The sequence below is a fragment of the Collimonas antrihumi genome, assembly GCF_018304965.1.
GTDB classification, from domain to species: Bacteria; Pseudomonadota; Gammaproteobacteria; order Burkholderiales; family Burkholderiaceae_D; genus Collimonas; species Collimonas antrihumi.
Genome location: NZ_JAGQED010000016.1, coordinates 1 through 27,000 on the forward strand (window position 1 = coordinate 1; position 27,000 = coordinate 27,000).

Consider the following 27,000-nt stretch of genomic DNA (forward strand, 5'->3'; position numbering starts at 1 on the left):
TCAAGCCCATCACGTAACCAACCGATTGGGGACCGGGAAGATCGAAATCGATCAGGATCGGCTTTTGATGATGCGTAGCCACCTCCTTCAACCCGCCAATTTCCGTCGGCGTAAAACCAGCGGTCTCTCCTTGCAAATGGCGCCCAACGTCTTGCGCGCCTGGACAACGATGCCGTATGTGCAAATTGGGAAACTGTCCCGCCATGGCCTTTTTCCACCAATCCAGGCAGTATCTGGCGCGATCAGGTGTCTGATGGAACGCCGCGTAGTAATTGGCAAGATCCGGATTCTTTTTATCCGCGAAGGCCGTCACAACCCGCTGGAGCGCATCCCTGTTCGTATACCCCGGCAGGTTATTGGCCATCAACCCGAGACGCTTGCCTATGCCGGCCGGATACCAGACCAATAACCGGACAGTAATTCCTTTGGCCGCAACCCGGGACAACAGATCGCCGTAGGTCAATCCGCGCGGCCACTTGCCGCCCTGCCGCTCGCCAATCTCCATGCCAGGATCGAAACCCCAGCAAATCAGGTCAACGCTCTTTTGCGCAGCTTCAATGTCTTTGACGATCTTTGGAAATGCATTCGACCCACAGATGAAAAATTCCAGATGATTATCGGCCGAGATCGGGTGATCGCCAGCGACGTTGCTATTCTCCAGCAGCCATTGCTTGCTGACGTTGGCTTCGCGGGACAATTCATCAATATGAAAGGTCCCGGTACGTAATAATTTATTGATGTCTGGCGGCATAAGTCTGCTTTCCTCAAATGACTGACGGCAAATAGTGCTCTACTCAGGAGCTTGCTTTTTTCCGGACTTGCGATATCAACCCGCTCGTTTCGTCCCCCAAATCGCGGAGCCCTTGATTCGACAGTTGCTGTTGTTGTTCGCTGTTTTCTTCATTAACCGGCAAGGTGATTTGACTTCCCTCGCTCAGCTTCACATCGTAGTGGCTGCTCCGAATGTGATCTTTGACGACAACGCGTCCCCATACATCGGTTATCCCGCGCTCAATCAGCACCCCATCGCGATACAGTTCGTACGGTTCTGGCGTACTGTGCTGCAGTCCGGCCAGGGTATTCAGGTTAAACACCATTTGCTCCGGCCCTCGCACTGGATCCGGCAATGTCGGTGTGGACAAATTCGCCGGCCCGGTCAGGTTTTTGCTGGCCGAGTGGACCGCCCAGTTACCATTTGTTCCTGTCTCAACGCCCTTGGCCTGCCAACTGGTATAGCTACCGCCGCCATTAATCAACACCTCTTCCTTGGCGGTGATCGTGATGCGACTGGCAGTGTGCGTGATGTTCAGTTTCGCCAGCACGTTGATGCTGTCCTTCAGGGCCTTGATATCGATATCACCGGCGGCGGCGATCAATTTCATGCCTGCGTTGTAGCAAAACAACCGGATCCCGTTCTTGGCGCTGGCCATTAATCGCCGGCCGACCGAAAAACTCAAATGCTGACCGCTGGTCAGCGCAATATGTTCGCCGCTGGCCATGTGCGTCGATTGCGGCGTGCTTGTTTCGATGCCTGCCGGACTGGCAAGCACTAGATGTGGCTCTGCCAGCTCCGGGAAACCGGTTTCCCCGCTGCCGTCGCCCTTTCCTTTGATCGCATCGTTCTGCGCCTTGATTACCTTGACAACATCGTTCTGGTCGCCGTCCGGCTCCTGCGCCTGATTCTGTTGCGCCAGACTGGCGAGACTTTCATGCTGATCGCTCGCCTGCGTCAACCGTTGCACTGTCTCGTCCATGTCCAAGATAGGGTTCCGGGCCTTGTCGCGGGCTTCGGTGGAAATCAACATTCCTTTGCCCGAACGGATGCTACCGTGGCCATCTGAGCGCAATTCGAAGCCTTGACCGCGTTCGTCCTTGCGACCCTGGTTATCTTCGATACGGGTGATATATCCCAAACTCAATTGGCTATGCTGATGATCAGACTTAAGCTGGGCCTGAATCTTCGCTTCAGTATCGTCAAAGATCAGGTGATTACTGCGTCCACCCGCAGCATTACCTCCATCCGGCGTCGCCTCTCTGCTACGAATTCCTGACAAAGCCTGTTGACTGGGCAACTGCCACGGCGACAAATTATTCTGGTTATGCACGCTTGAGCTGCATACCGGCAAATCCGGATTACCGCTGACGAAGGCGATCAAAACCTCTTGACCCACGCGGGGTATGAAAACACTACCCAGCTGATTTCCCGCCCAAGGAGTGGCAACCCGCACCCAGCAAGAGCTGTTCTGGTTGCGTTTTCCGATGCGATCCCACGGGAACTGGATTTTGATGCGACCGTATTTATCGGTCCAAATATCGGGGTTGGCCTTGTCGCGGATACCGGTGTTGTCGTCGGTATTGTCCGGCCCCACCACCAAGGCATATTCCAGGCCAGCCATTTTAGGTACCGGTGTCACATATGCCGGGCGGTATTGCCCACCACGCAGCGGTTGAACCATGAAATCCACATCGACGCGGTAGTTTTGGCCAACGCCTGGAGTTTGCGTTTCCTGAGCAATTTCTTCTATCGCAAGAGTGGCCCCGAGAATCAAATAATCGACATTTGCCGCTTCTTGCGGGTACCCGATGAGAGTAAATATGTGACCGGTAACCATGCCACGCAACGCACCTTTGCCGTGGGCGCGATGGCCGTGACATCGTATTTCCTCCATTCTGATGCGCGCTAAAAACTGACCTTCTGTCTTGGCGTCGTTGCTATTGCCGGTGCCAGCGTTGGGTTGCGAGAAGTGGGCGGCAGCACTGCTGGCATGGTGCCATTCATAGATCTCGCCATCGTTTAAGGCTGTGGCTCTCGGGTCGCTAACGCTGCTGCGCAGATCTGCGCGTGGACTCGTATACTGATAATCGGTGGTGCTGTAGCTGCCGGAGGTCAGTTTCTGGACCGGTGAAAAAGTGTGGATGAACTCTTCATCGATCTTGCTCTGGGTGGAGTGAAAACGCACATTCTGATAGGCCGCGCTGGGATTGGCCCGGTACGCAGCCATGCTGTCGGAGATGACCATCCGATGTTTATTTTCGCTGTGTTCGAAGTGAAACGCTATGCCCCATGTCTGTAAAAGCCTGGAGATAAACGCATAATCCGTTTCGTTTATCTGCGTGATCGTATCTCTGGGTGGATAATCGTCTATGAGACGCTTTTCCAGCGGATAGCCGTAATCTTTCAACACCGTATCGATCACATCGATCACTGTCATGTTTTGAAATACCCGGCAATCGCTGATCCGGTTGGCCATATCGAGCCATGGCCGCAACGTCAGTTCAAAATAGACATGCCGGTTTTCCGAGCGCAACCGCTGGACGGCACTGACAATGCCGCTTATTTCCCTGTAACCGGCACCAATGTTACCCATCCCGGACAGGCCTGGTTGGCCGGCGACAAATCTGCCACTGCCTTCCAGTTGTATCGATACCGTGGCTTCTTTTCCAAGAAAATCTGCATCCGCCATCTCATTGGCCGGATGGAAAAACAATGCATCGGACTTGATCGTGACTTTGTATTCAAATAAGGAATCCAGACGCTCATGTCCGGCGATCCTGGTGGCGACAAAGGCTGGTGCGCCGCCCATTTCGGGTATTGCTGGCCCGTTGATTCCGAGAGTTCTGCTGTGGCTAAATTTGTCGGTTACTGTTGTCATTTTTTTCTCTCATACTTCAATGTTGAGCGTCTTTGCATCTAGTCTCATCCTTAGATGAGAATTGTCGTATTTACAACAAACCACATATTTCAAAACCTGGCACAGGGCATGCGCATCCGTTGCCTCATCAATACCGCACGTTTTGTCTGTTAACTGTCTGTTGCCATTGACTTCTCTTGTTTGGCAGACGACGCCATGTCGCACGAATGATGGAATGACGCCAGATATTTGCGCGCGCCCTTAAAACCACTTCTTTCAATAGTCGTGCATTGCCGACACCATGTCCCTTTTTTAACATTGGAGGCGGTAGCCTGCCATGAATGTCCGCGGTGACAGAGCCAGGTTAATTTATGAGCAACGCTGAGGAAATGCGTCGAGAGCAGTTCACCCCCGCGATCCTTTGCCAGTTGAGTAAGCCGAGCGAATTGCTCCTCTTTTGTGTATCGACCGACGCATGTCGGACACCAGGTCCCGTTGATTTTTATGCTACTGGGGTTCGCTTCCCAGAAATGCCCTTGCTCGCACGACCACAACAGCGGCGTCACAGCATTTACATAGATTGGCGATAAAAGTTGACCGCCACGTTCCTTTGCCAGCTTTGCGAGTAGCGCATGATGCTCCTCCGCCGGCATTAACCCGCGACATCTCGGACACCATTTCCCGTTCAGAATATTGCATGGCGTCGCTAACCAGGCCAGGCCTTCGGCGCACTGCCATTGCAGATGGGTCTGCACATTCACGTATGTTGACGACAGACACTGCCCACCGCGTTTCTCGGCCGCAGCTTGCATGTCTTCCATGGTATTACGCCTCGGTTGCGGGGCACAGATGAGACACCATGTGCCGCGTAACAAGTGCGAGATACCGCACTCCCACTCGTGACCGTGCTTGCAGCGCAGCCGACATTTCTGCAAGGTGCCGTCAAAGGTGGTGGCCATGCATACCCCACCGCGTAGCTTGGCGATAGCTCGAATCAAGCGCACCCCGTTTTTTTGCCGTTGCTCAACCGACGCTGTTCGAATCGGATACCTGGCACGCAAATCCGCGATGTTTTTGGCCAGTTCGGCTGGCAATTTTCGCGTTGACATGGTTTCCCCCTATTTTTCCCGTACACCCCAAAGCTCCAGCCGCAACCCGGGAAAATCCTCTGCGAGATGCATAGCTAACCCGCCGTGTTTAAGAATGTGTTCCCACATAGGTCCGATATTGCCAAGTTCGTAGTACACGAAGCCAGCATTGAACGGAATCTGCCGCGGCGGCACCGGCAATGCCGACAAGTTAATGCCAGGCAAGTGCGCACGAATCATTTCAGGTAAATGATCGGATGGTCCGATCTTGCTTTGTGCTGCGAATTGATTGACCAGCAGATCCGGCGGCATTTGCGCAGCGACCGCGAGCACGACGTTGCCGAAGCTTTGCAGCGTGGCAGGGTCGATCGACGCCTGATACATGCCGTGCGGACGTACTTCGAAATCGATTCGTTGTGCGCTGCGTACCAGCACCTCGTTCAACATCGCGTGCACATCGTCGGTCAGCTCCTTGAAGGTGACATATGGATTGATGTGCTGGTAAACCGGCCACTTCTTGGGACGGCGCGTGGCCGTACGAACGAAGGTGGATAATTCGCCACCGAAGCTACATAACAATGTGTAGAGGGTTTCCGGCGATGTTTCCTGCACCGTGAGCAAATGATTGAGCAAAGGCTCATAGCGATTCAGAATTTGCAGCAACAGATAGTCGGAGACTTCCGCAGCGTCTGACGCCTTGCCGTCGGCGCCGGTCAAACGCGATGCCAGGGTATTGCCACGCAGATATGTGAGGCCGCTGATTTTGGTGACCCAACTCGCCAGCAAAGGATTGGCGCCGATGCCGGTGACTGGCGGAATCAGATTGAAATCCAGTTCGGCGCTGCCGTCCGAATGCAAGGCGGTTACCTTGGAGATCGGCAGGCCTATCCAGGCATCGGTCAATTCTTTAGCCGGTAGCAAGCGCAGGCGCAGTTGCGCCAGTTGTACCACCTTGGGACCTTGTCCGATGGAGTTGGCATCGCGCAGCTCTGCGTCTATCGCGGCATAACGGGCCAGCGATCCCGCGCCGCCATCGTCGAAGGTGGTTTCCTCCGCATTCGGTGTACGAATCGGAACGGCCAGATAAATCAGCTGATCGATATGCTCGGGCAAAATCGTCAAAGGCGGTGGCGGCGGCGTCTGCGCCGGCATTTGAAACGGCGTGCCGTCAGTAAATACACCTGCGGCGCTGGCGACGACAAGCTTGCCAAGCGACAGCGAACCGATATCGATCGCATAACGATGAAACCCCCAATAAAACGGGGTCGACGACGCGGCACGCTGGTGCGCGTAATTTTCCAGATAGCGCTCCTGCTGTTGGAATAGTTGGGGCCTTAGAAATAAACCTTCGGTCCAGATGACTTTGTTGTGCCAGCTCATGGAATACGCGCTTTCTACTTGGTATCGGTGATATTGATGTCTTTGGTCCGCAGCTCTATGTCCAGCGTGGTCTTGAGCGAAGGCAGTAAGCTGCGATACCAGGCTGCCTCCGGTGCCTCAGGCAACTTGTATATCTCGCGCCAGGTTGCGTTGGGCAGGTCTCTATAGCCTGCCAGCACGCCAATCGCTGTGGTGTCGGCGTATGATTTTCGGCGGATAGCTTTGCTCTCTCCCGGCCTCAGGATGAATTCGTCCTTGAATAGCATGTCCGCCCCCAAGGTGGCTTTATCGGCATTTTGCAGAGAAAGAAAATCTGCTTGCCTGAAAATTTCATCCGATTTCAATTCATAAATACGGACCATGATGGGCGCGGCTTGACCGTGATCGTTTGGATTGACGGTCTCGGCGGCGTGAATCGTGATGCCGAGCTTGGTCGGTTCTTTGACGATTTGCGCGTGAGCGGTTGTTATCGCCGCGAATATCGCACACAACGATGCGGCAAGACGCCAGCGGCTGAAATGTGTTCGGAGAAATTTCATGGAGTTATCTGGTCATTGTCAAAACACGGCGAAACGGAAGCCTTCAAACAAATGTTTGAGGTTGAGCACGCATACATGCCTGCTCAACCCCGAACGAGGTACTACACGATTAACAATTACGCTTCTTTGTTAGCTTTGATGTCGTAACCGGCAGTTACTGCGCCGCCGCTGCCACCTTGCGCGTTTTGCACCATGTACTCTTGCTTTACTTTGGCGAATGACAGGGCCACCTGCTCGGTAACTCGTTCGTCGCCACTGCTGCCGGAAGGCTGCACCATCGTCACAATGACATCGCTCATGGTCAGCTTCAGATACTCCAACGGATTACCGCCAGCCTTGCGCACCACGAGAATCGCCGTGTCGATGTGCTTGCCGCTCAGGCAATATTTCATCAGGTTAGGGCTGGAACGATCAACGAAGTGTTCGAATTCAAGATCTTCCACCGTTGCTTTACCGGCGCCGCCGCCACTGCCGGAATGCATGTTGGCGTCTTGCCTTATTTTCCAACTCCAATTGTTTACTTCAATTTCGTTCTTGTGTTTGTCGTCACCTGATTCACCATCGATGCCTGCGATTTTTATAAAGATATCTTGTGCCATGAAAATTCCTTTTTATGATTAAAAGTACTGCCAGAAATGACATTGAAACCTGATGACTTCATGTTTCGATTGCCGGTTAAAAATCTTGGATTATTGAGCTTGCTTCTGTTTCATTTTTCCTGGTATGGCCAAGTGACGCCGTCCCACATGAACGGCTTGAATTTGCAGCGCGGGCAAAACAGAATGATTGACTCATCCTTGTCATCAAATCCAAGCGAGCCAGCTTGATATTGATCTACACTCCAATAGGCAAGACGCCCATCGCTAAACACGATTTCGCCGCCAGCAAAACAAGGTGACCAATTTAATTTGTAATGCGCGTCGTTGGCAGTAGTTGTTTTCGCCAGCTGAAAAAACCGCAGCACTTGTTTTTCGTTCACGCGGAAATTTTCACAACTGACCGTTGGATCAGTTTCTGCCAGCGCCTTTACTGCGTTTCTAGTGATCGTTATTTTTTCAATCTTTGGCAATTTGAATGGGCACAGCGACGGCTCATACTCCCCTCCTGTGGTACAACGCTCAGCGCTGAAGGCAGCACCTGCAACGCCCAGCAGAATAATGCCCATTAATAAACGTCTTACCATTTCGCTGTCCTTGCCTCTGTTTCGTGCTTTCTAGACACATCTGGATGTCTAAATATTTCGCGCATAGAAATTTTTAACGTCAATGTCAATTCAGATACGAGCCATGCTAAGGACGAATTTTGCTCATTAGAGATCGCTTCATAAACTTTCATTTTGTCGGGAATATTATTTCCCCGAGGAAGAGCTTCTCCAACTATCTCGATACCAACGCTATCTCGATTCGATGGAAATCTTTCCGGGACTTTTTTCTTAATTTCGCGCCTTCCCTCCGCTGTTGGATTGTGCGTCTGCAATAATTTTATTTCTGTAGGAGTGCAACGCTTCTCCAAAACACAACGCGCTTTTAACGGGCCAACATGGTATGTTTGTTTTTTTAACGATGCAGTCTGATAAATTGTTCCGTCTTTATCAATCAGAAAATGTGCGCCATTGGCAGCCGGATTTTTATAGCTATTGAAAGTTGATTGTGCGGTAGGTCCTCCTGTCTGGTGAACAATAATCCCGTGAATAGCGTGCATATCTCTTTGCTCAATGCCCCGACTCCGCGCACGTTTAATCCGCGGATTCAGCACCATACCTTCGCCATCAATCGACAACATGAATTGCCTCTTTCGAAATATTTTTGAAATCGGAGAGAAGCCATTTCGACTTCTCTCCGGGCATCTCTCTGTTATGCCGCTTGCTTGATCGACGGCAGTTTCGCGACCAACCGCAACGAAACAGTCAAACCTTCAAGCTGGAAGTGAGGGCGCAGGAAGAACTTCGCACTGTAGAAACCAGGATTTCCTTCGATCTCATCAACCACCACTTCAGCCGCCGCCAACGGGCGCTTGGCCTTGGTTTCCTGCGAAGAATTCGCCGGATCGGCATCGACGTAATGCATGATCCATTCGTTCAGCCAGCGCTGCATGTCTTCACGCTCTTTGAAGGCGCCGATCTTGTCCCGCACAATGCACTTCAGGTAGTGCGCAAAGCGTGAACTGGCGAACAGGTATGGCAGGCGCGCCGACAGGTTGGCGTTGGCTGTCGCATCGGCATCGTGGTATTCCTGCGGCTTTTGCATGGATTGCGCACCGATAAAAGTCGCGTGGTCGGTGTTCTTGCGGTGTACCAGCGGGATGTAGCCGGCGCGTGCGAGTTCGGCTTCACGACGATCCGAGATGGCGATTTCTGTCGGACATTTCATGTCGATTCCACCGTCGTCGGTAGGAAAGGTATGGCATGGCAAGCTTTCCACCGTGCCACCGGATTCGACTCCGCGAATCATCGTGCACCAGCCATAGTTCTTGAAACTGCGGTTGATGTTGACGGCCATCGCATATGCCGCATTGCTCCAGATGTACTTCTTGTGATCGGCGCCGTCGGTTTGCTCTTCAAAATTGAACTCGTCAACCGGATTGGTCTTTGCGCCATATGGCAGACGCGACAAAAACCGCGGCATGGCCAGGCCAATGTAGCGAGCGTCATCGGTATCGCGCAGCGAATTCCAGGCGGCATGTTCCAGATTCGACGTGATCTTGGCCAGATCGCGCGGGTTGGCCAATTCTTGCCATGATTCCATTTGCAGGCCGGATGGCGAGCCGCCAGCGATGAACGGCGCATGAGCGGCTGCTGAAATCTTGGCTATCGCGCTCAACAACTCTACATCCGGAGGCGTGTGGTCGAAATAGTAGTCGGCTACCAGGCAGCCATATGGTTCGCCACCGAGCTGACCGAATTCTTCTTCGTATACGCGCTTGAATACCGGGCTTTGATCCCATGCAATGCCTTTGTGGCGGCGCATGGTGCGACGCAATTCATCTTTGGAGATATCCATGACGCGGATTTTTAGTTGCTCATCCGTTTCAGTGTTGGTGACCAGATGGCTCAGCCCACGCCAGGCCGATTCCAATTGTTGGAATTCTTCCTTGTGCAGAATCAAATTGATTTGTTCTGACAGCTTGCGATCGATCTCGGCAATCACCGATTCAATCGCGGAATAGGCGTCGTCGCTGATAGTTTGGGTGTTGGACAGCGCTTGCTGCGCCAGGGTACGCACAGCGGATTCGACTGCGTCGCGTGCCTGATCGGTTTTTGGCTTGAACTCGCGGTCAAGCAATGCGGCGAATTCATCGGGAGTGGCGAATTGCGTAGCAGCTTGGCTGGAAGCCGAACCGGCAGCAGCCGTTTTTTGGAGGCTCATGATTTTCCTTCTCTATCAATTCGATTTTGTTGCAGTGTCGGCGCCATTCGGCTTGGGAGTTGCGGCCAATGCTTGCATCAAGGCGGGATCTTGCAACAACTGATTGACCAGGTTTTCCGCACCGGATTTGCCATCCATATAGGTTTGCAGATTCGACAGTTGCGTGCGCGCTTGCAGAAGCTGGTTCAGTGCATCGACCTTGCTGGCTACTGCCGCCGGCGAAAAATCATCCATGCTGTCGAAGGTGATATCGACCAGTAGATGCCCCTCTCCGGACAAGGTATTCGGAACCGAGAAGGCAGCGCGCGGAGCGATCGCTTTCATGCGTTCGTCGAAATTGTCGATATCGATCTCAAGGAATTTGCGGTCTGAGACAGGCGGCAGCGGCGCCACCGGATTGCCGGACAAATCGGCTAATACGCCCATGACAAATGGCAGCTCGATTTTCTTTTCGGCGCCGTAGATCTCAACATCGTATTCAATCTGTACGCGGGGCGCACGATTGCGGGCGATGAATTTTTGCGAATTATTGCTGCTGCTCATAAAAACTCCCTTTAAGTAAGGTGGACGGTGATGCGGAGGCGTGGAGATGTTTAGCCATAGCTGACGTGGTAGCTGAGTCCTTCCTTTGCGTGGCGAGGATTAAAGTCGAGATGGATCTGGGTAATGCTGCGGTTTTTGCTGCGGTTCTCTTCCAACGAAATTAGCCAGAGCCGTGACAGCTTTGGCAAAATGCGTTGTTCGATAAAGCCAACCAGCTGCCTTGCACCAGATTCTGAGGTACCGCATTGCGCGACAACATGCTCGACTACAGCGTCGCTGATCTGCAGCACGATGCCGTGTTGTATACGCATACGGTCAATCACTTTATCCAAATGCAGACGAGCGATGCGAACAAGAGATGTGTCATCCAGCGGCAGATACGGCACGACTGCCAGACGGCCAAGGAAGGCGGCAGGAAACACCTTGCGCAATTCCGGTTGCAGGACTTGTGCGAGCGTCTCGACAACGGGTACCGTTGCGGCGTCTTCGAACCATGTGGACATCAAATCCGAGCCAGTATTGCTGGTCAATAAAATAATGGTGTTCTTGAAATCTATATGGCGGCCCTCGCCGTCCTCCATCCAGCCTTTATCGAAGACCTGGTAGAACAGTTCGTGGACATCGGGATGGGCTTTTTCGATTTCGTCGAGTAGCACGACGCTATACGGGCGCCGGCGCACGGCCTCGGTCAGCACTCCCCCTTCGCCATAACCCACGTATCCGGGCGGCGCGCCTTTCAAGGTGGAGACGGTATGCGCTTCCTGGTATTCGCTCATGTTGACAGTGATCAGATTCTGTTCGCCGCCATATAACGTTTCGGCCAACGCCAGCGCCGTTTCGGTTTTACCTACGCCTGACGGGCCGACCAGCAGGAAAACGCCGACCGGCTTGTTGGGATCGATGAGGCGCGCCTTGGCGGTCAGAATGCGCTCACCCAATACCTCAAGCGCGTGCTGCTGACCGATTACCCGCTGTTCGAGCACGTGCGGCAAGTCCATTACCGCGCTGATCTCATCCTTCACCATGCGGCCGACTGGAATTCCGGTCCAGTCGGAGACGATGGCAGCGACCACGGCTTCACCGACTTGCGCTGTGATCAGCGGAGTTTCCTGCTGGATGGTTGTGAGTTTCTGTTCCAATTCACCTAGTTCGGCAAATTTGGCGAACAATGCGTTGCATTCCCGGTTGGCAGGCTCAACTTGCGCGGCAAGTAATGCGCTGCGCTTGTCGATGATCTGTCGCGCAAGTTGCAGTTCCTGCTTCCACTGCATTTCCTGCATCGCCAGCTCCTGTTCCAGGTTGATCATGCGCGCGTCAATCTCGGACAGGCGCTGCACATTGGCGTAACCAACGCTGGCCTCACGGGTAATCAATTGATGCTCGAGCTGCGCGGCCGCCAGGCTTTGGCGGAGAAACTCGACGCGCGCCGGCGGTGCATGCAATGACATCGCGACCCGCGCACAGGCGGTATCCAGCAGGCTGATCGCTTTATCCGGTAACTGGCGAGCTGGTATGTAGCGGTGAGACAAGGTGACGGCGGCACGTACTGCCTCATCCATGATCCAGACCTTGTGATGTTCCGTAAAAGTACCGACTAATCCACGCACCATGTCGATCGCGGCGACTTCCTCCGGCTCCATCACTTGCAATACCTGGAATCGACGCGTCAGCGCCGGGTCTTTTTCAATATGGCGCTTGTATTCGCTCCAGGTAGTGGCGCCAACGGTCCGTAGTGTGCCGCGCGCCAGTGCAGGTTTCAGCAGATTGGCGGCGTCGCCAGTGCCGGCCTGCCCGCCAGCGCCGATCAGGGTGTGGATCTCATCGATGAACAGAATGATCGGCGCCGGAGAGCGCGTAGCTTCTTCAAGCAAGCCCTTCAAGCGCGACTCGAATTCACCCTTCATGCTGGCTCCCGCCAACAGCGCGCCGACATCCAGGCTCAACAGACGTGCCTCACGCAATGCGGGTGGCACTTCCTGTCTGGCGATTGCCAGCGCCAACCCTTCGACGACTGCGGTCTTACCGACACCGGCCTCGCCTGTGAGCAAAGGATTGTTTTGTCGTCTGCGTAACAGGATATCGACCATGGTGCGAATTTCATGTTCGCGGCCGATCACAGGATCGATACCTCCGGCGCGGGCGTTTTCCGTCAGGTCCGTGCAGTATTGCGACAGCCGAGACTTATCCGATCCGAGGTTCGCCTTTGCGCTGCTAGCTTCACCTGGCATGGCCGCAGGCAGGCCAGAATCGGCGTACGACGACTCATGGCTTTCCGGAGACTCAAGCACAACCGCAGGTAAAAGCTCGGCAAGACCTTCTAATGGAATTTTGGCAAACGCGGGAGAAACGCTCAGCAGCACACGCCGCAAGTCGGGCGTTTCCAGTAGGGCCAGCAGCAGCCATGCGACGCGAATCCGATTGTCGCCGGCAACCAGGGTTGCCATCACCCAGGCGCGCTCGATGGCCGTCTCTATGTGATGGGAGAAATCATTAATGGAAGTCGCCCCTGCCGGAAGCGTTGCTAACGCTGTCGCTAAATCACGATCCAATGCAGCCGCATCAATTTGGAAGTAACGCAAGATGCGTTGCCAGTCACCATCGGGCAGTTGATGCAACTGGTTCAGCCAATGTACCAACTCGACGTGGGGATTGCCACGCAGCTTGCAAAATGCGGTCGCCGATTCGATTGCTTTAAACAGCGTGGTATCGAGTTTGCCAAAAAGGATTTGACGGGAAAAACTCATCGTGGGACTCCTGCTGTGGCGTTTTTTTTCTCATCACACTTGAATTGCCTTATTTGCAACAAGCCGATGGATAATTTCACAGTCAGAAAAAATTGTATGTAAGACAATTCCGAAACTGGGGGATCTGTATGCCAAACCTGTCACTATTGACAGGTCATGACGCGAGCGCCCTCGATTGCTCCCCAGCATTTGGAAAGCAAAATTCGAGTTTGTACTACGTGCCTGGATCTGGCTGAGATGTTGGAATAGCTGCGGCTTGGTCGATTATTGCAATCGACTCACAGCAATCACAGCTCTATGAGGAGGAAGAGAAAAGATGGATGAGACGGTTGTCGTCCCTACTACCGAACCAGGCATTAAATTGAAAAAGACACTTTGCCGACGAGCGGCAAAGTGTCTTGATGGTACTGCCTGCCTGGCGAATCAGGCCCTGCTATTGATATTCTCGTTTACGAAAGAAACCGTTACGCAAGTATCAGGTCGTGCTCTCGAGCGCTGACCGGGCAACCTCTTCATCCAACTCACCCTCCCACTTTGCAATCACCGATGTCGCAATACCGTTACCAATCACGTTAGTGGCGGTACGTCCCATGTCGAGGAACTGATCGATGCCGATGATCAGCAGGATGCCGGCTTCCGGCAGGTGGAACATCGGCAGGATGGCAGCAACCACCACCAGCGAGCCGCGCGGCACGCCAGCCATGCCCTTGCTGCTGACCATCAATACCAGCAACATGGTGAGTTGCTGCGCAAACGACATTTCGATGTTGTAAGCCTGCGCCACGAACAACGCGGCAAATGCCTGGTACATCATCGAGCCATCAAGATTGAATGAATAGCCGAGCGGCAGCACGAAGCCGGTGATCTTGTCATTCACGCCGAATTTTTCCAGCTGCTCCATCGTCTTCGGATAAGCCGCTTCGCTGCTGGCGGTGGAAAATGCCAGCATGATGGGCTCTTTCAACAAGCGCAACAAGGTGAAGATCGAGCCGCGCAAGAATATGTAGCCGATCGCAATCAGCAGCGCCCACAGCGTGGCCAGCCCGGCATAGAAACCACCCAGGAACTTGGCATAGGTTGTCAGCACGCCAAAACCCTGCACCGTAATGACAGCGGCGATGGAGGCAAACACGCCAAGCGGTGCAAAACGCATCACATAATCCGTGACCTTCAACATGACGTGCACCAGGCCGTCCATGGCCGCGGTAATTACTTTTGCCGACTCGCCTTTGACGGCAGCCAGGCCGAACCCGAAAAACAACGAGAACACCAGGATCTGCAAGATTTCATTTTTCGCCATGGCGTCGACGAAGCTGCTCGGGAAGACGTGGGAGACGAAGTCTTTCAGATTGAAGCCGCTGGTATTGAGCTTGGTGTCAGCACCTATGGCCGGCAACGGCAAGTTGAGCGCATGGCCAACCTGGAGCACGTTGACAAACAACATGCCCAGCGCCAAAGACAGCAAGGAAGCGATGACAAACCAGCCCAGGGCCCGGATGCCGATGCGGCCGACCGAACTGCTGTCCTTCATGCCGGCGATACCGGATACCAGCGTGCCGAACACCAATGGCGCGATGATCATCTTGATCAACCGCAAAAATACATCGGTGATGATGGAGAAGTAAGCGGCGATTTCCTTTGCCGCCGCTTCATCCGGTGCGAGATTGTGGCAAATGTATCCGACCACTATCCCCAGAACCATGCCGACCAGAATCCAAGTCGTTGCCTTAATTTTTCTCATTTGCGTATCCTGCCGTTATTAACCATACAACCATACAAAAATACAAAACCGTCGATCTAAAAATATTCTTAAGCCTGAGCACCTTGTGCAGTCCATGTTGCGCATTCCATGTTGTTTCATATCGACATGCGCCCATCAAAGTCAGCGGCACATACAGAAAGAAGAGTTTGCGAGCTACAACGTGAATTTTGCGGAAATGGCAATATTTGCGAGGCAAAATAAAAAGGCCCTCATGGTGGAGGGCCTTATGAAACCTGATGCCGGCTGCGATTCGAACTCGCCGTTCTCTGACCGCAAGTCCGCATCACAGCTCAAACTGGTGCGCATGTTACCTTACAAAACACCCCCCAATCAACATAAAAAGGGTTGCAAGCGCAGGCTCGCACGATGCCAGGGCATTCGCCGTTCATGCCATTTTCGCAATCCGATCTCGCACCCTTTGTTCCTCGCCAGGCTATCCCTGTCAATTTCGCACTACCACGTTGCATTTTGATTTTCGAGCATCAAAATCCCATACGAATCATTACCCTGATGTATATTTCCTGACGGAAATTCATAACAACGATTCACCAAGGAGATAGCGATGCGAAAACGTAGCACGTGTAGCGCCATTTTTTTGTCTTACCGCACTAGGCGCACCAGGATTCAGCGCAAGTGCATCAGCTGAATTACCGCCTATTAAAATCGGCGTCGTCGACCCCATTACCGGCCCGTCGGAAGACATGGGATTGAGCATGATCGGCGGCGCCCGGGTCTTCCTGGCCGACATCAACCAGGTCGGCGGCGTTCTCGGCCGCAAGATCGAACTGGTCGAGCGCGATGATCGTGCCAAACCGGACGTCGGCGCGGCCATGGCCAAGGAAATGATCGAGAAGGAACATGCCGTCGCCGTGGTTGGTTTCGGCAATACCGGCGTCGATCTATGGCGTCTTAACTGAACGGCATTACCACGTTGCCGTGGGATTTTTTTCATGGCTTTCTGGCTCACGATGCGGCTTTAATTTGTGACCACGAAGGCAGATTATATTTACTTGCCCTGACACGATAGTAGAGCGCCACGATCAGTCCGAAAAATACGCCGCCCAGGACCGATGCGAAAACGGCCTCAGCGCCAGACATTCCCTGATGCGACCAAACGAGAAGCCACATCCCCCAAACAACACCGAACGATGCTCCCATGAACGCGAAATTAAATCCAAAGCTCGCGAAATGCGGCGGTGGAATTGAAACGCCTGCCCGCCAGAGCATGCGATGAAAAAACGGTGCATAGCTGCTGCGCCAGATACCCGTAGTTTTCAAAATCCCCAGCGCGGCATTGACTTCAAGTGGGTAGGACAAGGAAGCACCTATCGAGTGAGTATGTAGATCATCCTGCAAAACAACCAGAGAAATACGCTGAAAATTTCGGCTGTGAATCCAATCCTGTCTATGGAAGACTATACACAAGCACGCGCCAATTATTTCAAGCCTTGTGAAAAATAATTGGCGATGACAGCGGCCCCGCTAGCGGCTGAGTTACCACGACGTATTCAACGCTACCGAATGACGTCGCCGTACTGTTGGCCTGTTATGGCATCATGTGACAATCGCTTTTTCCCGCGTCATCATAGTCATTAATGTCAACGTCTGTCAGGAAGGATTTCCATGGTCACCTGCTATTTGCGCTACATCATCGATCCATACAAACTCAGCGAATTTGAGCACTACGGCAAGATCTGGATTCCGCTGGTGGAGAAGTTCGGCGGACAGCACCATGGATACTTTCTCCCCTCAGAAGGAATCAATAACGTAGCACTCGCGATGTTCACGTTTCCATCGCTCGCGTCGTATGAAGAGTACAGGATAAAATCAATGCAGGACCCGGCTTGCCAGGCTGCATTCAAGTATGCCGAGGAAACGCGTTGCATCATCAGCTACGAGCGCAGCTTCTTCCGTCCCGTGTTCAAGTAAAACGCTCTCCATATAAAGCCTACAATTAACTTGCGTGGTTCCCGACGCGTTAAAAAGGGGCAATATGATGAACACAATCAATCTGACCTGCACAGTAGTCAGCGATCCCGATTCTTTCGTAGCGTTTCAATATTACGTAAAGGCCGGAGAGCTGTTTGACGCCCATGACTACGCAATGACCTATAGGCTGAATCGCGCCGACCTCGATGCCGACGACGTGCGCGCCACGCAGGATGCCGCTGCAAAGCTCAACGCCGGAGAATGCCTGATGGTTTCCCATTCGATTGCAACATGACCGTTAAATGCGACAGTTAAATGCAACAGTTGAATGCGCCAGACTTGGCTTGCATCGATTTCCTGCCGCTCCCTACCGTTTATTGACGGTAAGACTCTCGACGACTCTGTTGAATTTCTCTGTCAGGAAGTCGGCAATGCGGCTCTGCGTTGCTTCGAGATAGGGGATGTTGTGGTGGTCCGAGTCAGGGATGGTTTCGTCCTGCGGCGTATTGGCCAATTTCGCCACCAGCATGTCGGTATGCGAGGCTGGCACTACGTCATCGGACGCAGCACGAATGATAAACGTCGGCGCGGACAACAAAGGCGCATGCTTGACTGAATCGAAACGATGTTTGAGGACAAAGGCTGGCACGGACGGAAAGCGGCGTTTTGCCAGAGCCAACAGCGAGTCGTAGGGCGTAATCAACACCACCGCCGCGACCGGCCGGCGCGCCGCTACTTGCACCGCCACGCCTGAGCCAAGACTGCGCCCGACCACGGCGATTTGTCCAGTGTTGATATGGCGATGCTCGGCAAACCAGTCGAACAGCATCTCGGCGTCTTCTATCATTTTCAACTCACCGGGAATACCCTCGGAATCCCCATAGCCGCGATAGTTAATGGCAAGCACGGTCATATTGGGGAACATGCGCCACGCATCGCGCGCCACCCAGGAGACTTCCTCGGAGCGGCCGCCGAAATACACCACGGCTGGATGAGGACCGGGCACCCGCGGTGTCAATAACCATCCCGAGAGCCGGGTGCCGTCAGTGCTGCGCAACACGACAAGCCGAGACCTGTGCCCGATGCTTTGGGGATGCTCGACTTCCTTGGTGCGGACCGGTTTGAAAATCAGCTTGCGCTGGCTAACCGCGACTGCGGTGGTAAAAATCAACCACCCGAGGGCGACGATGCCGCCCATTCCGGTCATTTTTTTGTATTTGATGCGTTTCATAACGCTCGTGCGACTGCTCGGGCACCACCCTATGCGGCGCACAACCCCCTCGTTATTTATTCTAGTCCTTCAATTTGTTGTCGTCTCCATAATTTCATTGCTATGGATGCGATGAGTGAAATTAGCCACAATTTGTGTGGTTAATTTGTGCCATTCCCGTGAAATGCCAATGAGCAAGCTGGCAAATCGGTGATCATTCACTAGTGTCTGCCGTGTCTCGCATCGGGGCATACTGCCAACGCGATGTTACCACTGTGAAATTCCCATAGCGGCATATTGCCGCATCAATGCGTCGCAGAAATAGACGGACGCTTGCGATTATTCGCACATCATATTGCTGGATTTAAACTCGCCGACAACAGGAAGTTCGGCTTGAATATGGCGCAAACATATCCTATTGTGGCTTGGCGGTACAACGATTAAACATCGCAAATCTGCGAGAAAAACCAAAGTGACGTAATGACGTATGCCAACGGATGTATCGATGGTCCTTCACTTTTATTTTCGCTCATCACTCCGATAACTGGCTGGCACGGATCCGATGATGAACGGTGAATAATTCAGGCAGATCAGCATTCTTCCAGCCTCCAAAAAAATCTCTTTAACTGTCACGCAGTCGGCCAGTGGGCCAGCATGAATTGGCTTCCGGAAAATCACTTCCCTGCGCATTGAGGTATTGCGCTTCCTACTTGCAAGGAAGAATGCACTAACCTCTTCTCGCTGTCTGGCAGACGCCGTCTGAATGGCAATTCCAAAACGACTTCGGCCGATACCAGGCCATCATTCTTGAGGAACAAATGATCTTGATGAAGAAGGTATTCAATTCTCTCTTGATCCGGCGCCAAGAGAAACAAGCTCATGACGCACGTGATGAATTTTATATTTAACGAAAACGGAAAGGATGTTCATCATGAAAAACCTTGTTTTAATTTCGATTGCAAGCCTGTTCGCGCTGGCAGCATCGGCACAAACGGCGCCAGACAACCAGACTGTGAATGTCACCGGCCCGACGCTCCGGATTGACCTCCCCAGCCAGTACCATCGGATGCATCCGGATGAATTCTATGACTATATGCGGTCATACAGCCTTTCAAATGGCGCGACACTTTCCGTATTCAATAGAGGGAGGCAGATGTATGCGGAAGTGGGCGATCTGGGGAGGCATGAGATTGTCGCCACTGCACCAAATGTTTTCGTAGCCTTGGATCAGCAATTGAAAATGACAATCAATCTCCGTGGGGATACCGATGCGAGCGGTGAACTGATCATGATCGTTCCGCGCAGGCAACTTACAGACGGTAGCGTGGTCGGCGGGCAGCGATTGGTCGCATCGTTCCGCTAGGAATAATTACAGACAAGGGATTCACTGTAGACTGCGGCTGGATCGGATTCTAAAAAATTGTCTGGTTGACGTAACAGTGAATCCCGAATATTTCCTGCACCACAGATTGTAATTAAACCCATAAGGACAAATTATTTATGACTCCTGTGCTCCCCCGCTCCACAGCGCGTATCGCGCTGCGGCGTTTAACAATGTCGGATTTGGCAGATTTTCAAGCATATCGGCAATGCGAGGAGTTATCGCGATATCAGGGGTGGGTTCCCCAATCCGATTCGGAAGCCCGTGCATTTTTAAATGAAATGGGTTCTGCCGAACTATTTCAGCCGGGAATTTGGAGGCAGATCTTGATTGCCGATAGCAGTACCGAAAAATTGATTGGCGACATAGGAGTCTGCATATCTGTCGATGGACAATATGCTGATATTGGTTTCACGCTGTCCAATACCTATCATGGCAAAGGCTTGGCTAGCGAAGCCGTACGCGAAACAATTTCCAAGCTGTTTGAAGTAACTGACATTCAGCGCGTAATCGGCATCACTGATAGCAGAAATATCTCCTCCATTCAATTGCTTGAGCGAGTCGGAATGCAATTGACATCAACCGATAAAGCCATGTTTCGAGATCAGGAGTGCGACGAGCATACTTACATTATCGAGCGGCCGCTTTGATTAGTGAATCCGTGACGCCTCATTCGAACTGGATACGCTGGCAATAACCGGCACGGAAGGTATTTCCTTCCTGCCGTATTTTGCCAGATGGAGGCGACGGATGGCGACATTGACGGACTCGGAAATATAGCGCGACACCAGCGATGACACCAGCGCCGTCAATCCGAGGAACAGCAGCAACCAAGGCAATCTGGCGCCATAACTCAACTGCTCTTTGGTCAAGATTTAGCTACAGCATTAAGCCGTCATGGGACTACTGGCTTGCGCCCTTCGGCAATTCAAGTTGTTCTAGCGATATGCGCTTGTTTTCGTCCGATTGCCACACGACGTTACCATCCACGGCATATAGCCAGCATCGCGCCTTGGCCTGTGAGTGACACTCGGTGAGCGCCTTCTGCATAGCCATTGGATCATTGCTTAACCAACTCCAGCCACCATTTGGACTAATGGCGAATGCCTTGGGCGGCAGTGCCGACAAATAGACCATATATCTTGCGCGCGCTCGTGGGCCAACAAATGGAATAGCATCGGAGTCGTAAATATCTGCAAACGATGACGGTACAGGAACAAAGTTCGATTGCGGTGTAGAGCCTGATGAGCCAGAGGTGCTTATTCCCTTTTGAGGAGCCGGGGATGTTCCGGAATTCCCCGACGAAAACATTGCCCCCAACCTGTCAAGAATCACGGTCTCCCAATTGGGGGCGAACACATTCGTTACCATTGCCCTTTTTGATACCACTTCCACTTTCGTCTTGTCGCCGGTCCCTGTTGGCTCAATAAACATGGCAACGTTTTCGCCGTAGCTGAATGCCGTAATTCCCCGTCGCGCGAGGGCGTAACCTTCATTTCTGTTATCCCCGGCATAAGCAAGACCGACACTCTTGACTACCATTGGCAGGGAGCTCCAAATTGCATCCGGCTTCGCGTCGTACACCCGCGCAGTGCCGGTCCCTTTTGCAGATCTGGCATCTGACAAAGTAGTACATCCTGTCACAGCCAGCGATCCTAGAATGACGAACAGCAATGCAATTTTCCTCAAAGTTACTCCCCCTTTTTTATGAAATCACGTCAAGTCGGGAGAATTCTAATGCCTGGCGGCAAATCTTGGGGCGAAAAAGGTCGCTAGCAGTAATCATTGACGTCCCCCTCAATCAGGCAGCTCCAGAAAACAATTAGATGAGTGCCAAATGACAGGTAGCTAAATTGACCAGAAAACCTACAATGGAAATTGCCTTTATGGCAGCTGATCAAAATCTTTGGTGGAGATGTTATTAAAATTTCTAAGGAGAAATCATGCGGATGCTATTGAATATCAAACTCCCTAACGCCGAGTTCAACGCTGCTGTCATGGACGGCTCTGTCGGCAAGAAAATGGCCCAGATCATGGAGGAGATAAAACCGGAAGCGGCTTACTTCACCGAACAGAATGGACAGCGATCAGGCCTCTTGATCGTCGACATCGATGACCCGGCGAAAGTCCCTATGCTTGCCGAACCATGGTTTCTGACCTTTAATGCCAGCGTGGAATTAAGAATAGTCATGACGCCGGAGGATTTGAAAAGAGCCGGGCTGGAAGAGCTGGGCAGGAAATGGTCGACGTAGCGTTTGGAGGCAACCTTGATGCGGAATAGCGAATCGCGGAAAAGAAAAAGGCCCACATAAATGTGGGCCTTTTAAATATTGGTGCTGGCTGCAGGACTTGAACCCGCCACCCCCTGATTACAAGTCAGGTGCTCTACCAGATGAGCTAAGCCAGCTAAACTGCGAAGTCCGCAATTATACCTATTTAATTCGAGTTAGGGTAGGTCTTCCACCTTTTTTTGGTGGTTCCGGATCTTTTTCTGGATCCGTATCGGACAAGCCCTGTTTAGCATCGGCGGTTGACGATGGCACTGAGGTCAGAATCGGCGTAATCGTGGCAGTTTGCTCAGTGTCAGGCTCTTGCTCGGCGGTTACTTCGATATCCGATTCAGCAGCCGGAGCCGATGCTTCGAATGCCATGCCCTGGCCGTTTTCACGCGCATAAATCGCGATGACGTTTTCTACCGGCACAGAAATTTCACGCGACACACCGCCAAAACGTGCATTGAAATTAACGAAATCGTTGTCCATTTTCAAACCGCTGGTGGCTTCGAAACTGACGTTCAATACGATTTCGCCATTCTTCACGAATTGCATCGGCACCCGCGTGTGCGCATCTACCCTGGCCGCCAGATACGGGGTGTAGCCATTGTCGGTGCACCATTCATAAATGGCGCGCAACAAATACGGTTTGGTAGAGGTTTCTGACATGGGAAGCAATGGTGCAAAAGGTACAAAATTTAAGCATGGGCCGGTGCACACCGCCTAAGCTAAAGCGGAAGCACACCGGTTATCTACACGATCTTAACGACGCATGACCTTTTCGGACGGCGTCAGCGCTTCGATGTAAGCCGGGCGCGAGAATATACGCTCAGCATACTTCATCAGCGGCGCAGCCGTCTTCGACAGCTCGATACCGTAGTGATCCAGGCGCCACAGCAATGGCGCGATGGCTACGTCCAGCATCGAGAACTCGTCGCCCAGCATGTATTTGTTCTTGAGGAACAAAGGCGCCAGGGTAGTCAGGCGATCGCGGATTTCATTGCGTGCCTTTTCGTGGCTCTTTTCTGCTGCTTTGGCTTTCTCGTTCTCCAGTGTGTGCACGTGGATGAACAATTCTTTCTCAAAGTTGAACAGCATCAGCCGGGCACGGGCGCGCATCAGCGGATCGGCCGGCATCAGTTGCGGATGCGGGAAACGTTCGTCGATGTATTCGTTGATGATATTGGATTCGTACAGAATCAGGTCGCGCTCGACCAGGATCGGCACTTGACCATAAGGATTCATGGTCGAGATGTCTTCCGGCTTGTTGAACAAGTCGACATCGCGAATTTCGAAGTCCATGCCCTTCTCGAACAGAACGAGACGGCAGCGTTGTGAAAATGGGCAGGTTGTACCCGAATAGAGAACCATCATTTTTATAGTTCCTTAGAAACAAAAGGGTGAGACCCGATACGGCTCACCCCAAAACGCATACCCGCAAAATCGCGGGTATGAAAACTACTTGACGTCTTTCCAGTATGACGCGTTGAGACGCCATGCCAGAACGAAGAACATGCCGAGGAACAGCAGGACCCAGACGCCGAGGCGCTTGCGGGTATTCTGAGCAGGCTCGCCCATCCATGCAAGATAGGACACCAGATCGGCAACGGCAACATCGTATTCGACCTTGTTCATCTTGCCCGGCTTGACTTGCTCGAAACCGACAAACTTGTGTTCGGCCTTGCCCTCTTCGTGCGGATCTTTCACGTCTTCGTATTTGGCAGTACGAATCCCTTCAAGTTCCCACAATACGTGCGGCATGCCGACGTTAGGGAAGACCATGTTATTCCAGCCGCTTGGACGGCTGTCATCTTTGTAGAAAGTACGCAGATAAGTGTACAGCCAGTCCGGGCCGCTGCCGGCGCCGGATGCCTTGGCGCGGGCAATCACGGACAGGTCCGGAGGCGTTGCGCCGAACCATTCCTTGCCGTCTTTCGGCGCCATGGCGATGGTCATCAGGCCACCCACTTTATCAGTGGTGAACAGCAGGTTGCTCTTGATCTGCTCTTCGGTCAGGCCGATATCGCGCAAACGGTTGTAGCGCATGGCCGAAGCCGAGTGGCAGTTCAGGCAGTAGTTCACAAACAGCTTGGCGCCGCTTTGCAGCGCCGACAGGTTGTTGCCCTGCTCCGGCGCGGTATCCAGCGGGTAGCCGCCCTCTTCACTGGCAAAAGCAAGCGCAGGAAGCAGCACCAGTGTCGCCATCAATCTTTTTAGCAATGTCATGTCTCTTATCCTCTGGCTTAGTGCGAGTGCTTAGTGCGGATGATAAACAACACGGTCCGGCACCGGCTTGAATGTACCTGCGGCGCTCCACCATGGCATCAACAGGAAGAAGCCGAAGTAGATAAAGGTGCAGACCTTCGACACGTAGCCGCCGATTGCCGATGGCGGTTGCACGCCAAGGTAGCCGAGCACCACGAAGGTGATCGCAAACAGGATGTAGATATATTTGTGCCAGCTCGGACGATAGCGGATCGACTTGACCTTGGAGTGATCCAGCCAAGGCAAACCAGCCAGGATCATGACCGAGACGCCCATCAGCACGACGCCGAAGAACTTGGCGTCGAACACGAACATGGCGCCGATGATGGCCAGGCCGATGACAGTGGCAGCGACCTTGATCATGCCCCTCAGGCTGGACTTGAGCCACAGCAGCGCAACGAAGGCAGCGACGCCTGCTTGCAGGTAGACGATGAAGTCCGAAGTGACCGCGCGCAAGATCGAATAGTAAGGCGTGAAATACCAGACCGGTGCGATGTGCGGTGGCGTCTTCAGCGAATCAGCCGGGACGAAGTTGTTGTACTCGAGGAAGTAGCCGCCCATTTCAGGGCCGAAGAACACCACGGCGCTGAACACGATCAGGAACACGGCAACCGCCATCACGTCGTGCACCGAGTAGTAAGGGTGGAACGGCACGCCATCCAGCGGCACGCCTTTGGCATCCAGGTTGTCCTTGATTTCAATACCGTCAGGATTGTTGGAGCCGACTTCGTGCAGCGCGATGATGTGCGCGACCACCAGGCCGATCAGGACCAGCGGAATCGCGATCACGTGGAACGAGAAGAAGCGGTTCAGGGTAGCGTCGGAGACCACGTAGTCGCCGCGAATCCACAACGACAGGTCAGGGCCGATGAAAGGAATCGCACCGAACAGGTTGACGATAACCTGCGCGCCCCAATACGACATCTGGCCCCATGGCAGCAGATAGCCCATGAAAGCTTCGCCCATCAGGCACAGGAAAATGCCGACGCCGAACAGCCATACCAGTTCACGCGGTTTGCGGTACGAGCCATACAGCAGGCCGCGCACCATGTGCAGATAAACCACGATGAAGAAGGCCGAAGCGCCGGTCGAGTGCATGTAGCGCACCAGCCAGCCCCACGGCACATCGCGCATGATGTATTCGACCGAGGCAAACGCCAGGGCGGCATCAGGCTTGTAATGCATGACCAGGAAAATCCCGGTGACAATCTGTATCACCAGCACCAACAGCGCCAGCGAACCGAAGGCGTACCAGAAGTTGAAATTCTTCGGTGCGTAGTACTCGGACAGGTGGGCTTTCCAGGTGGATGTCAGCGGGAAACGCGCATCAACCCAGTTCAAGGCCTTGTCGGCGATAGGAGCATCGGCCGGCAGCTGTTTTTCGTGGAATGCCATGATTAAGCCTCACCTTTCTCGTCTTTACCAATGACGATCTTGGTATCGGACAGGTACATATAGCGGGGCACGTCGAGATTGTTTGGCGCCGGCTTGTTTTTGAAAACACGGCCTGCCAGGTCGAATGTCGAACCGTGGCAAGGGCAGAGGAAACCGCCTTGCCAGTCGTCCGGCAACGAAGCCTGCGCGCCCGGGGTGAATTTTGACGATGGCGAACAACCCAGGTGCGGGCAGATACCCACCAGCACCAAGGTTTCTTCGTGGCCTGCGCGGCCGCGGTTGTTCGCCTTGTTCTTGCAATAGTCAGGCAAGTCCATGGTGTAGGGCTTGAGTGACTCGGGGTCGGCAACTTCAGAGGCGGTATGTTCCAGCCCCTTCATTTGTTCCGGAGTGCGCTTCATGATCCAGACTGGCTTACCGCGCCATTCGAAGACTTGCATTTCGCCCGGCTTGATGCCGGAAATATCCACTTCTACTGGTGCTCCTGCGGCTTTTGCACGCTCGGACGGCTGGAAGGTGGACACAAAGGCCCCTGCCGTGGCTAAACCAGCCACGCCCCCCGCCGCACATGTAGCCACGAGCAAACCACGTCGACCGGAATCGACCTGCTTTTCGATACTCATACCAACCCCAATCAGTCAAAATACGAAACTTGCACGGAACTTCTAGCAACCCTAGATTATATCGAAGCTAATGCCTGTTTTAAAGGAAATACATGCAGTGATGCATAAAATCAACTAAATCCGTTGAAACTGCTGTTAAATCTGGCACAATTCCCTTAAGAGACGCGTTCTTGCACCGCAGCAAGTTTCAACAAGGACGAAAAATGACAAGATTTGACAAATTTGTCCTTTTAAACGGCTCGTGTTCGCAGTATCTTCCCATCTATCAACATTAATCTGGAGAATTAACACTATGAGCATGATGGAAGAATTCAAGACCTTTGCACTCAAAGGCAATGTAATGGACCTGGCGGTCGGTGTGATTATCGGCGGCGCATTCGGCAAAATTGTCGACTCTTTGGTGCAGGACATCATCATGCCGATAGTCGGCAAGATTTTTGGCGGCCTTGATTTTGCCAATTACTACTTCCCATTGAATAGCCAAGCCGCAGGACTGACGCTGGTAGAAGCGAAAAAGGCCGGCGCCGTGTTGGCATACGGTAATTTCATCACGATCGCGCTGAATTTTGTCATCCTGGCTTTCATCATTTTCCAGATGGTCCGCATGATCAACAAGTTGCGAGGCGCAGTACCACCGGCGCCGGCTGCCGATCCGGAAAACATCGTGCTGCTGCGCGAAATTCGCGACTCACTGAAGAAATAACATCAGCCTGTTGATTCCCCGAAAGCCCGCTCGCCATAGCGGGCTTTTTTGTAGGGTGGACATATCGTGCCCACCCTGCTGTTCTTGGGCGATACCCAGTTGAGAGTTGCACCACCAGTTCCCATGCGATAATCTGCGAAATAATCGGCTTGGTTCCACAACAACAAA

At 53.0% G+C, this 27,000-nt stretch carries 27 protein-coding genes, 1 tRNA gene and 1 pseudogene; 7 read left to right on the forward strand and 22 right to left on the reverse strand.

Going from position 1 to position 27,000, the window contains the following annotated elements:
* The 12 genes and pseudogenes from KHU29_RS14110 to KHU29_RS14165 form a co-directional block, all read right to left on the reverse strand.
* Nucleotides 1–751, reverse strand: a pseudogene (locus KHU29_RS14110) (phospholipase D-like domain-containing protein); the annotation flags it as partial.
* Nucleotides 752–794: 43 nt separating this feature from the next.
* A complete protein-coding gene (locus KHU29_RS14115; protein WP_211453424.1) occupies nt 795–3,653 on the reverse strand; it encodes a type VI secretion system Vgr family protein in 2,859 nt (952 codons plus the stop codon).
* A 149-nt stretch (nt 3,654–3,802) separates the two neighbouring features.
* Nucleotides 3,803–4,741: a hypothetical protein gene (locus tag KHU29_RS14120; RefSeq protein ID WP_211453425.1), complete on the reverse strand. Its 939-nt coding sequence runs from the start codon at nt 4,739–4,741 to the stop codon at nt 3,803–3,805.
* A 9-nt stretch (nt 4,742–4,750) separates the two neighbouring features.
* The gene (gene tssK / locus KHU29_RS14125; RefSeq protein WP_211453426.1) at nt 4,751–6,100 is read right to left on the reverse strand and encodes a type VI secretion system baseplate subunit TssK; all 1,350 of its coding nucleotides are present in this window, start codon (nt 6,098–6,100) and stop codon (nt 4,751–4,753) included.
* 14 nt (nt 6,101–6,114) lie between these two features.
* Nucleotides 6,115–6,639, reverse strand: a complete 525-nt coding sequence (gene tssJ, locus KHU29_RS14130) for a type VI secretion system lipoprotein TssJ (RefSeq protein WP_211453427.1) — start codon at nt 6,637–6,639, stop codon at nt 6,115–6,117.
* A 116-nt stretch (nt 6,640–6,755) separates the two neighbouring features.
* Nucleotides 6,756–7,238, reverse strand: a complete 483-nt coding sequence (locus tag KHU29_RS14135) for an Hcp family type VI secretion system effector (protein WP_211453428.1) — start codon at nt 7,236–7,238, stop codon at nt 6,756–6,758.
* 110 nt (nt 7,239–7,348) lie between these two features.
* Nucleotides 7,349–7,822, reverse strand: coding sequence for a hypothetical protein (locus KHU29_RS14140; RefSeq protein ID WP_211453429.1), 474 nt, complete (start codon nt 7,820–7,822; stop codon nt 7,349–7,351).
* On the reverse strand, nt 7,816–8,421 hold the full coding sequence (locus KHU29_RS14145; RefSeq protein ID WP_211453430.1) for a peptidoglycan recognition protein family protein: 606 nt from the start codon (nt 8,419–8,421) through the stop codon (nt 7,816–7,818). The genes KHU29_RS14140 and KHU29_RS14145 overlap by 7 nt, the downstream gene beginning before the upstream one ends.
* A 71-nt stretch (nt 8,422–8,492) precedes the next feature.
* Nucleotides 8,493–10,004: a type VI secretion system contractile sheath large subunit gene (gene tssC, locus KHU29_RS14150; RefSeq protein WP_211453431.1), complete on the reverse strand. Its 1,512-nt coding sequence runs from the start codon at nt 10,002–10,004 to the stop codon at nt 8,493–8,495.
* Between the two features lie 15 nt (nt 10,005–10,019).
* Nucleotides 10,020–10,547 (reverse strand): type VI secretion system contractile sheath small subunit, encoded by a 528-nt coding sequence (gene tssB / locus KHU29_RS14155; RefSeq protein ID WP_211453432.1) that lies wholly within the window; start codon nt 10,545–10,547, stop codon nt 10,020–10,022.
* A 50-nt stretch (nt 10,548–10,597) separates the two neighbouring features.
* Complete coding sequence (gene tssH / locus KHU29_RS14160) at nt 10,598–13,291, reverse strand: type VI secretion system ATPase TssH (RefSeq protein ID WP_211453433.1); 2,694 nt, start codon at nt 13,289–13,291, stop codon at nt 10,598–10,600.
* A 475-nt stretch (nt 13,292–13,766) separates the two neighbouring features.
* Entirely contained in the window at nt 13,767–15,032 is a 1,266-nt protein-coding gene (locus tag KHU29_RS14165; RefSeq protein WP_211453434.1) for a dicarboxylate/amino acid:cation symporter, read from the reverse strand.
* 722 nt (nt 15,033–15,754) lie between these two features.
* On the opposite strand from KHU29_RS14165, the gene KHU29_RS14170 reads away from it, so the two are divergent.
* Entirely contained in the window at nt 15,755–15,970 is a 216-nt protein-coding gene (locus tag KHU29_RS14170; protein WP_246542049.1) for an ABC transporter substrate-binding protein, read from the forward strand.
* 46 nt (nt 15,971–16,016) lie between these two features.
* Here the strand turns inward: KHU29_RS14170 and KHU29_RS14175 are convergent, their stop codons facing one another.
* Nucleotides 16,017–16,370 (reverse strand): DUF6404 family protein, encoded by a 354-nt coding sequence (locus KHU29_RS14175; protein WP_211453435.1) that lies wholly within the window; start codon nt 16,368–16,370, stop codon nt 16,017–16,019.
* Nucleotides 16,371–16,676: 306 nt separating this feature from the next.
* Between KHU29_RS14175 and KHU29_RS14180 the strand changes: the two genes are divergently transcribed.
* Nucleotides 16,677–16,982, forward strand: a complete 306-nt coding sequence (locus tag KHU29_RS14180; RefSeq protein WP_211453436.1) for an NIPSNAP family protein — start codon at nt 16,677–16,679, stop codon at nt 16,980–16,982.
* 67 nt (nt 16,983–17,049) lie between these two features.
* Entirely contained in the window at nt 17,050–17,277 is a 228-nt protein-coding gene (locus KHU29_RS14185; protein ID WP_211453437.1) for a hypothetical protein, read from the forward strand.
* Between the two features lie 72 nt (nt 17,278–17,349).
* On the opposite strand, the gene KHU29_RS14190 is transcribed toward KHU29_RS14185, so the two are convergent.
* Nucleotides 17,350–18,213 carry an alpha/beta hydrolase gene (locus KHU29_RS14190; protein ID WP_246542051.1) on the reverse strand — a complete coding sequence of 288 codons (864 nt, stop codon included), beginning with the start codon at nt 18,211–18,213 and terminating at the stop codon, nt 17,350–17,352.
* A 910-nt stretch (nt 18,214–19,123) separates the two neighbouring features.
* Here KHU29_RS14190 and KHU29_RS14195 point away from each other — a divergent pair.
* Nucleotides 19,124–19,555, forward strand: a complete 432-nt coding sequence (locus tag KHU29_RS14195) for a hypothetical protein (RefSeq protein ID WP_211453438.1) — start codon at nt 19,124–19,126, stop codon at nt 19,553–19,555.
* Nucleotides 19,556–19,692: 137 nt separating this feature from the next.
* Nucleotides 19,693–20,223: a GNAT family N-acetyltransferase gene (locus KHU29_RS14200; RefSeq protein WP_211453439.1), complete on the forward strand. Its 531-nt coding sequence runs from the start codon at nt 19,693–19,695 to the stop codon at nt 20,221–20,223.
* Here KHU29_RS14200 and KHU29_RS14205 read toward each other — a convergent pair whose 3' ends face one another.
* A complete protein-coding gene (locus KHU29_RS14205) occupies nt 20,224–20,445 on the reverse strand; it encodes a hypothetical protein (RefSeq protein WP_211453440.1) in 222 nt (73 codons plus the stop codon).
* A gap of 31 nt (nt 20,446–20,476) precedes the next feature.
* Entirely contained in the window at nt 20,477–21,247 is a 771-nt protein-coding gene (locus KHU29_RS14210; RefSeq protein ID WP_211453441.1) for a hypothetical protein, read from the reverse strand.
* Nucleotides 21,248–21,516: 269 nt separating this feature from the next.
* On the opposite strand from KHU29_RS14210, the gene KHU29_RS14215 reads away from it, so the two are divergent.
* Nucleotides 21,517–21,825, forward strand: a complete 309-nt coding sequence (locus tag KHU29_RS14215; protein ID WP_211453442.1) for a panthothenate synthetase — start codon at nt 21,517–21,519, stop codon at nt 21,823–21,825.
* Between the two features lie 79 nt (nt 21,826–21,904).
* Here KHU29_RS14215 and KHU29_RS14220 read toward each other — a convergent pair.
* The 6 genes from KHU29_RS14220 to petA all read right to left on the reverse strand — a co-directional run bounded on the left by KHU29_RS14220 (nt 21,905) and on the right by petA (nt 26,129).
* A tRNA-Thr gene (locus KHU29_RS14220) sits at nt 21,905–21,980 on the reverse strand.
* A 25-nt stretch (nt 21,981–22,005) separates the two neighbouring features.
* Nucleotides 22,006–22,515, reverse strand: a complete 510-nt coding sequence (locus KHU29_RS14225) for a ClpXP protease specificity-enhancing factor (protein ID WP_211453443.1) — start codon at nt 22,513–22,515, stop codon at nt 22,006–22,008.
* A gap of 93 nt (nt 22,516–22,608) precedes the next feature.
* The gene (locus KHU29_RS14230; RefSeq protein ID WP_092417069.1) at nt 22,609–23,220 is read right to left on the reverse strand and encodes a glutathione S-transferase N-terminal domain-containing protein; all 612 of its coding nucleotides are present in this window, start codon (nt 23,218–23,220) and stop codon (nt 22,609–22,611) included.
* 84 nt (nt 23,221–23,304) lie between these two features.
* Entirely contained in the window at nt 23,305–24,072 is a 768-nt protein-coding gene (locus KHU29_RS14235; protein WP_211453444.1) for a cytochrome c1, read from the reverse strand.
* 30 nt (nt 24,073–24,102) lie between these two features.
* A complete protein-coding gene (locus tag KHU29_RS14240; RefSeq protein ID WP_211453506.1) occupies nt 24,103–25,509 on the reverse strand; it encodes a cytochrome b in 1,407 nt (468 codons plus the stop codon).
* A complete protein-coding gene (petA, locus tag KHU29_RS14245; RefSeq protein WP_211453445.1) occupies nt 25,509–26,129 on the reverse strand; it encodes a ubiquinol-cytochrome c reductase iron-sulfur subunit in 621 nt (206 codons plus the stop codon). The genes KHU29_RS14240 and petA overlap by 1 nt, the downstream gene beginning before the upstream one ends.
* 292 nt (nt 26,130–26,421) lie before the next feature.
* Between petA and mscL the strand changes: the two genes are divergently transcribed.
* Nucleotides 26,422–26,832 (forward strand): large conductance mechanosensitive channel protein MscL, encoded by a 411-nt coding sequence (gene mscL, locus KHU29_RS14250; protein ID WP_211453446.1) that lies wholly within the window; start codon nt 26,422–26,424, stop codon nt 26,830–26,832.
* Nucleotides 26,833–27,000: the final 168 nt, after the last annotated feature.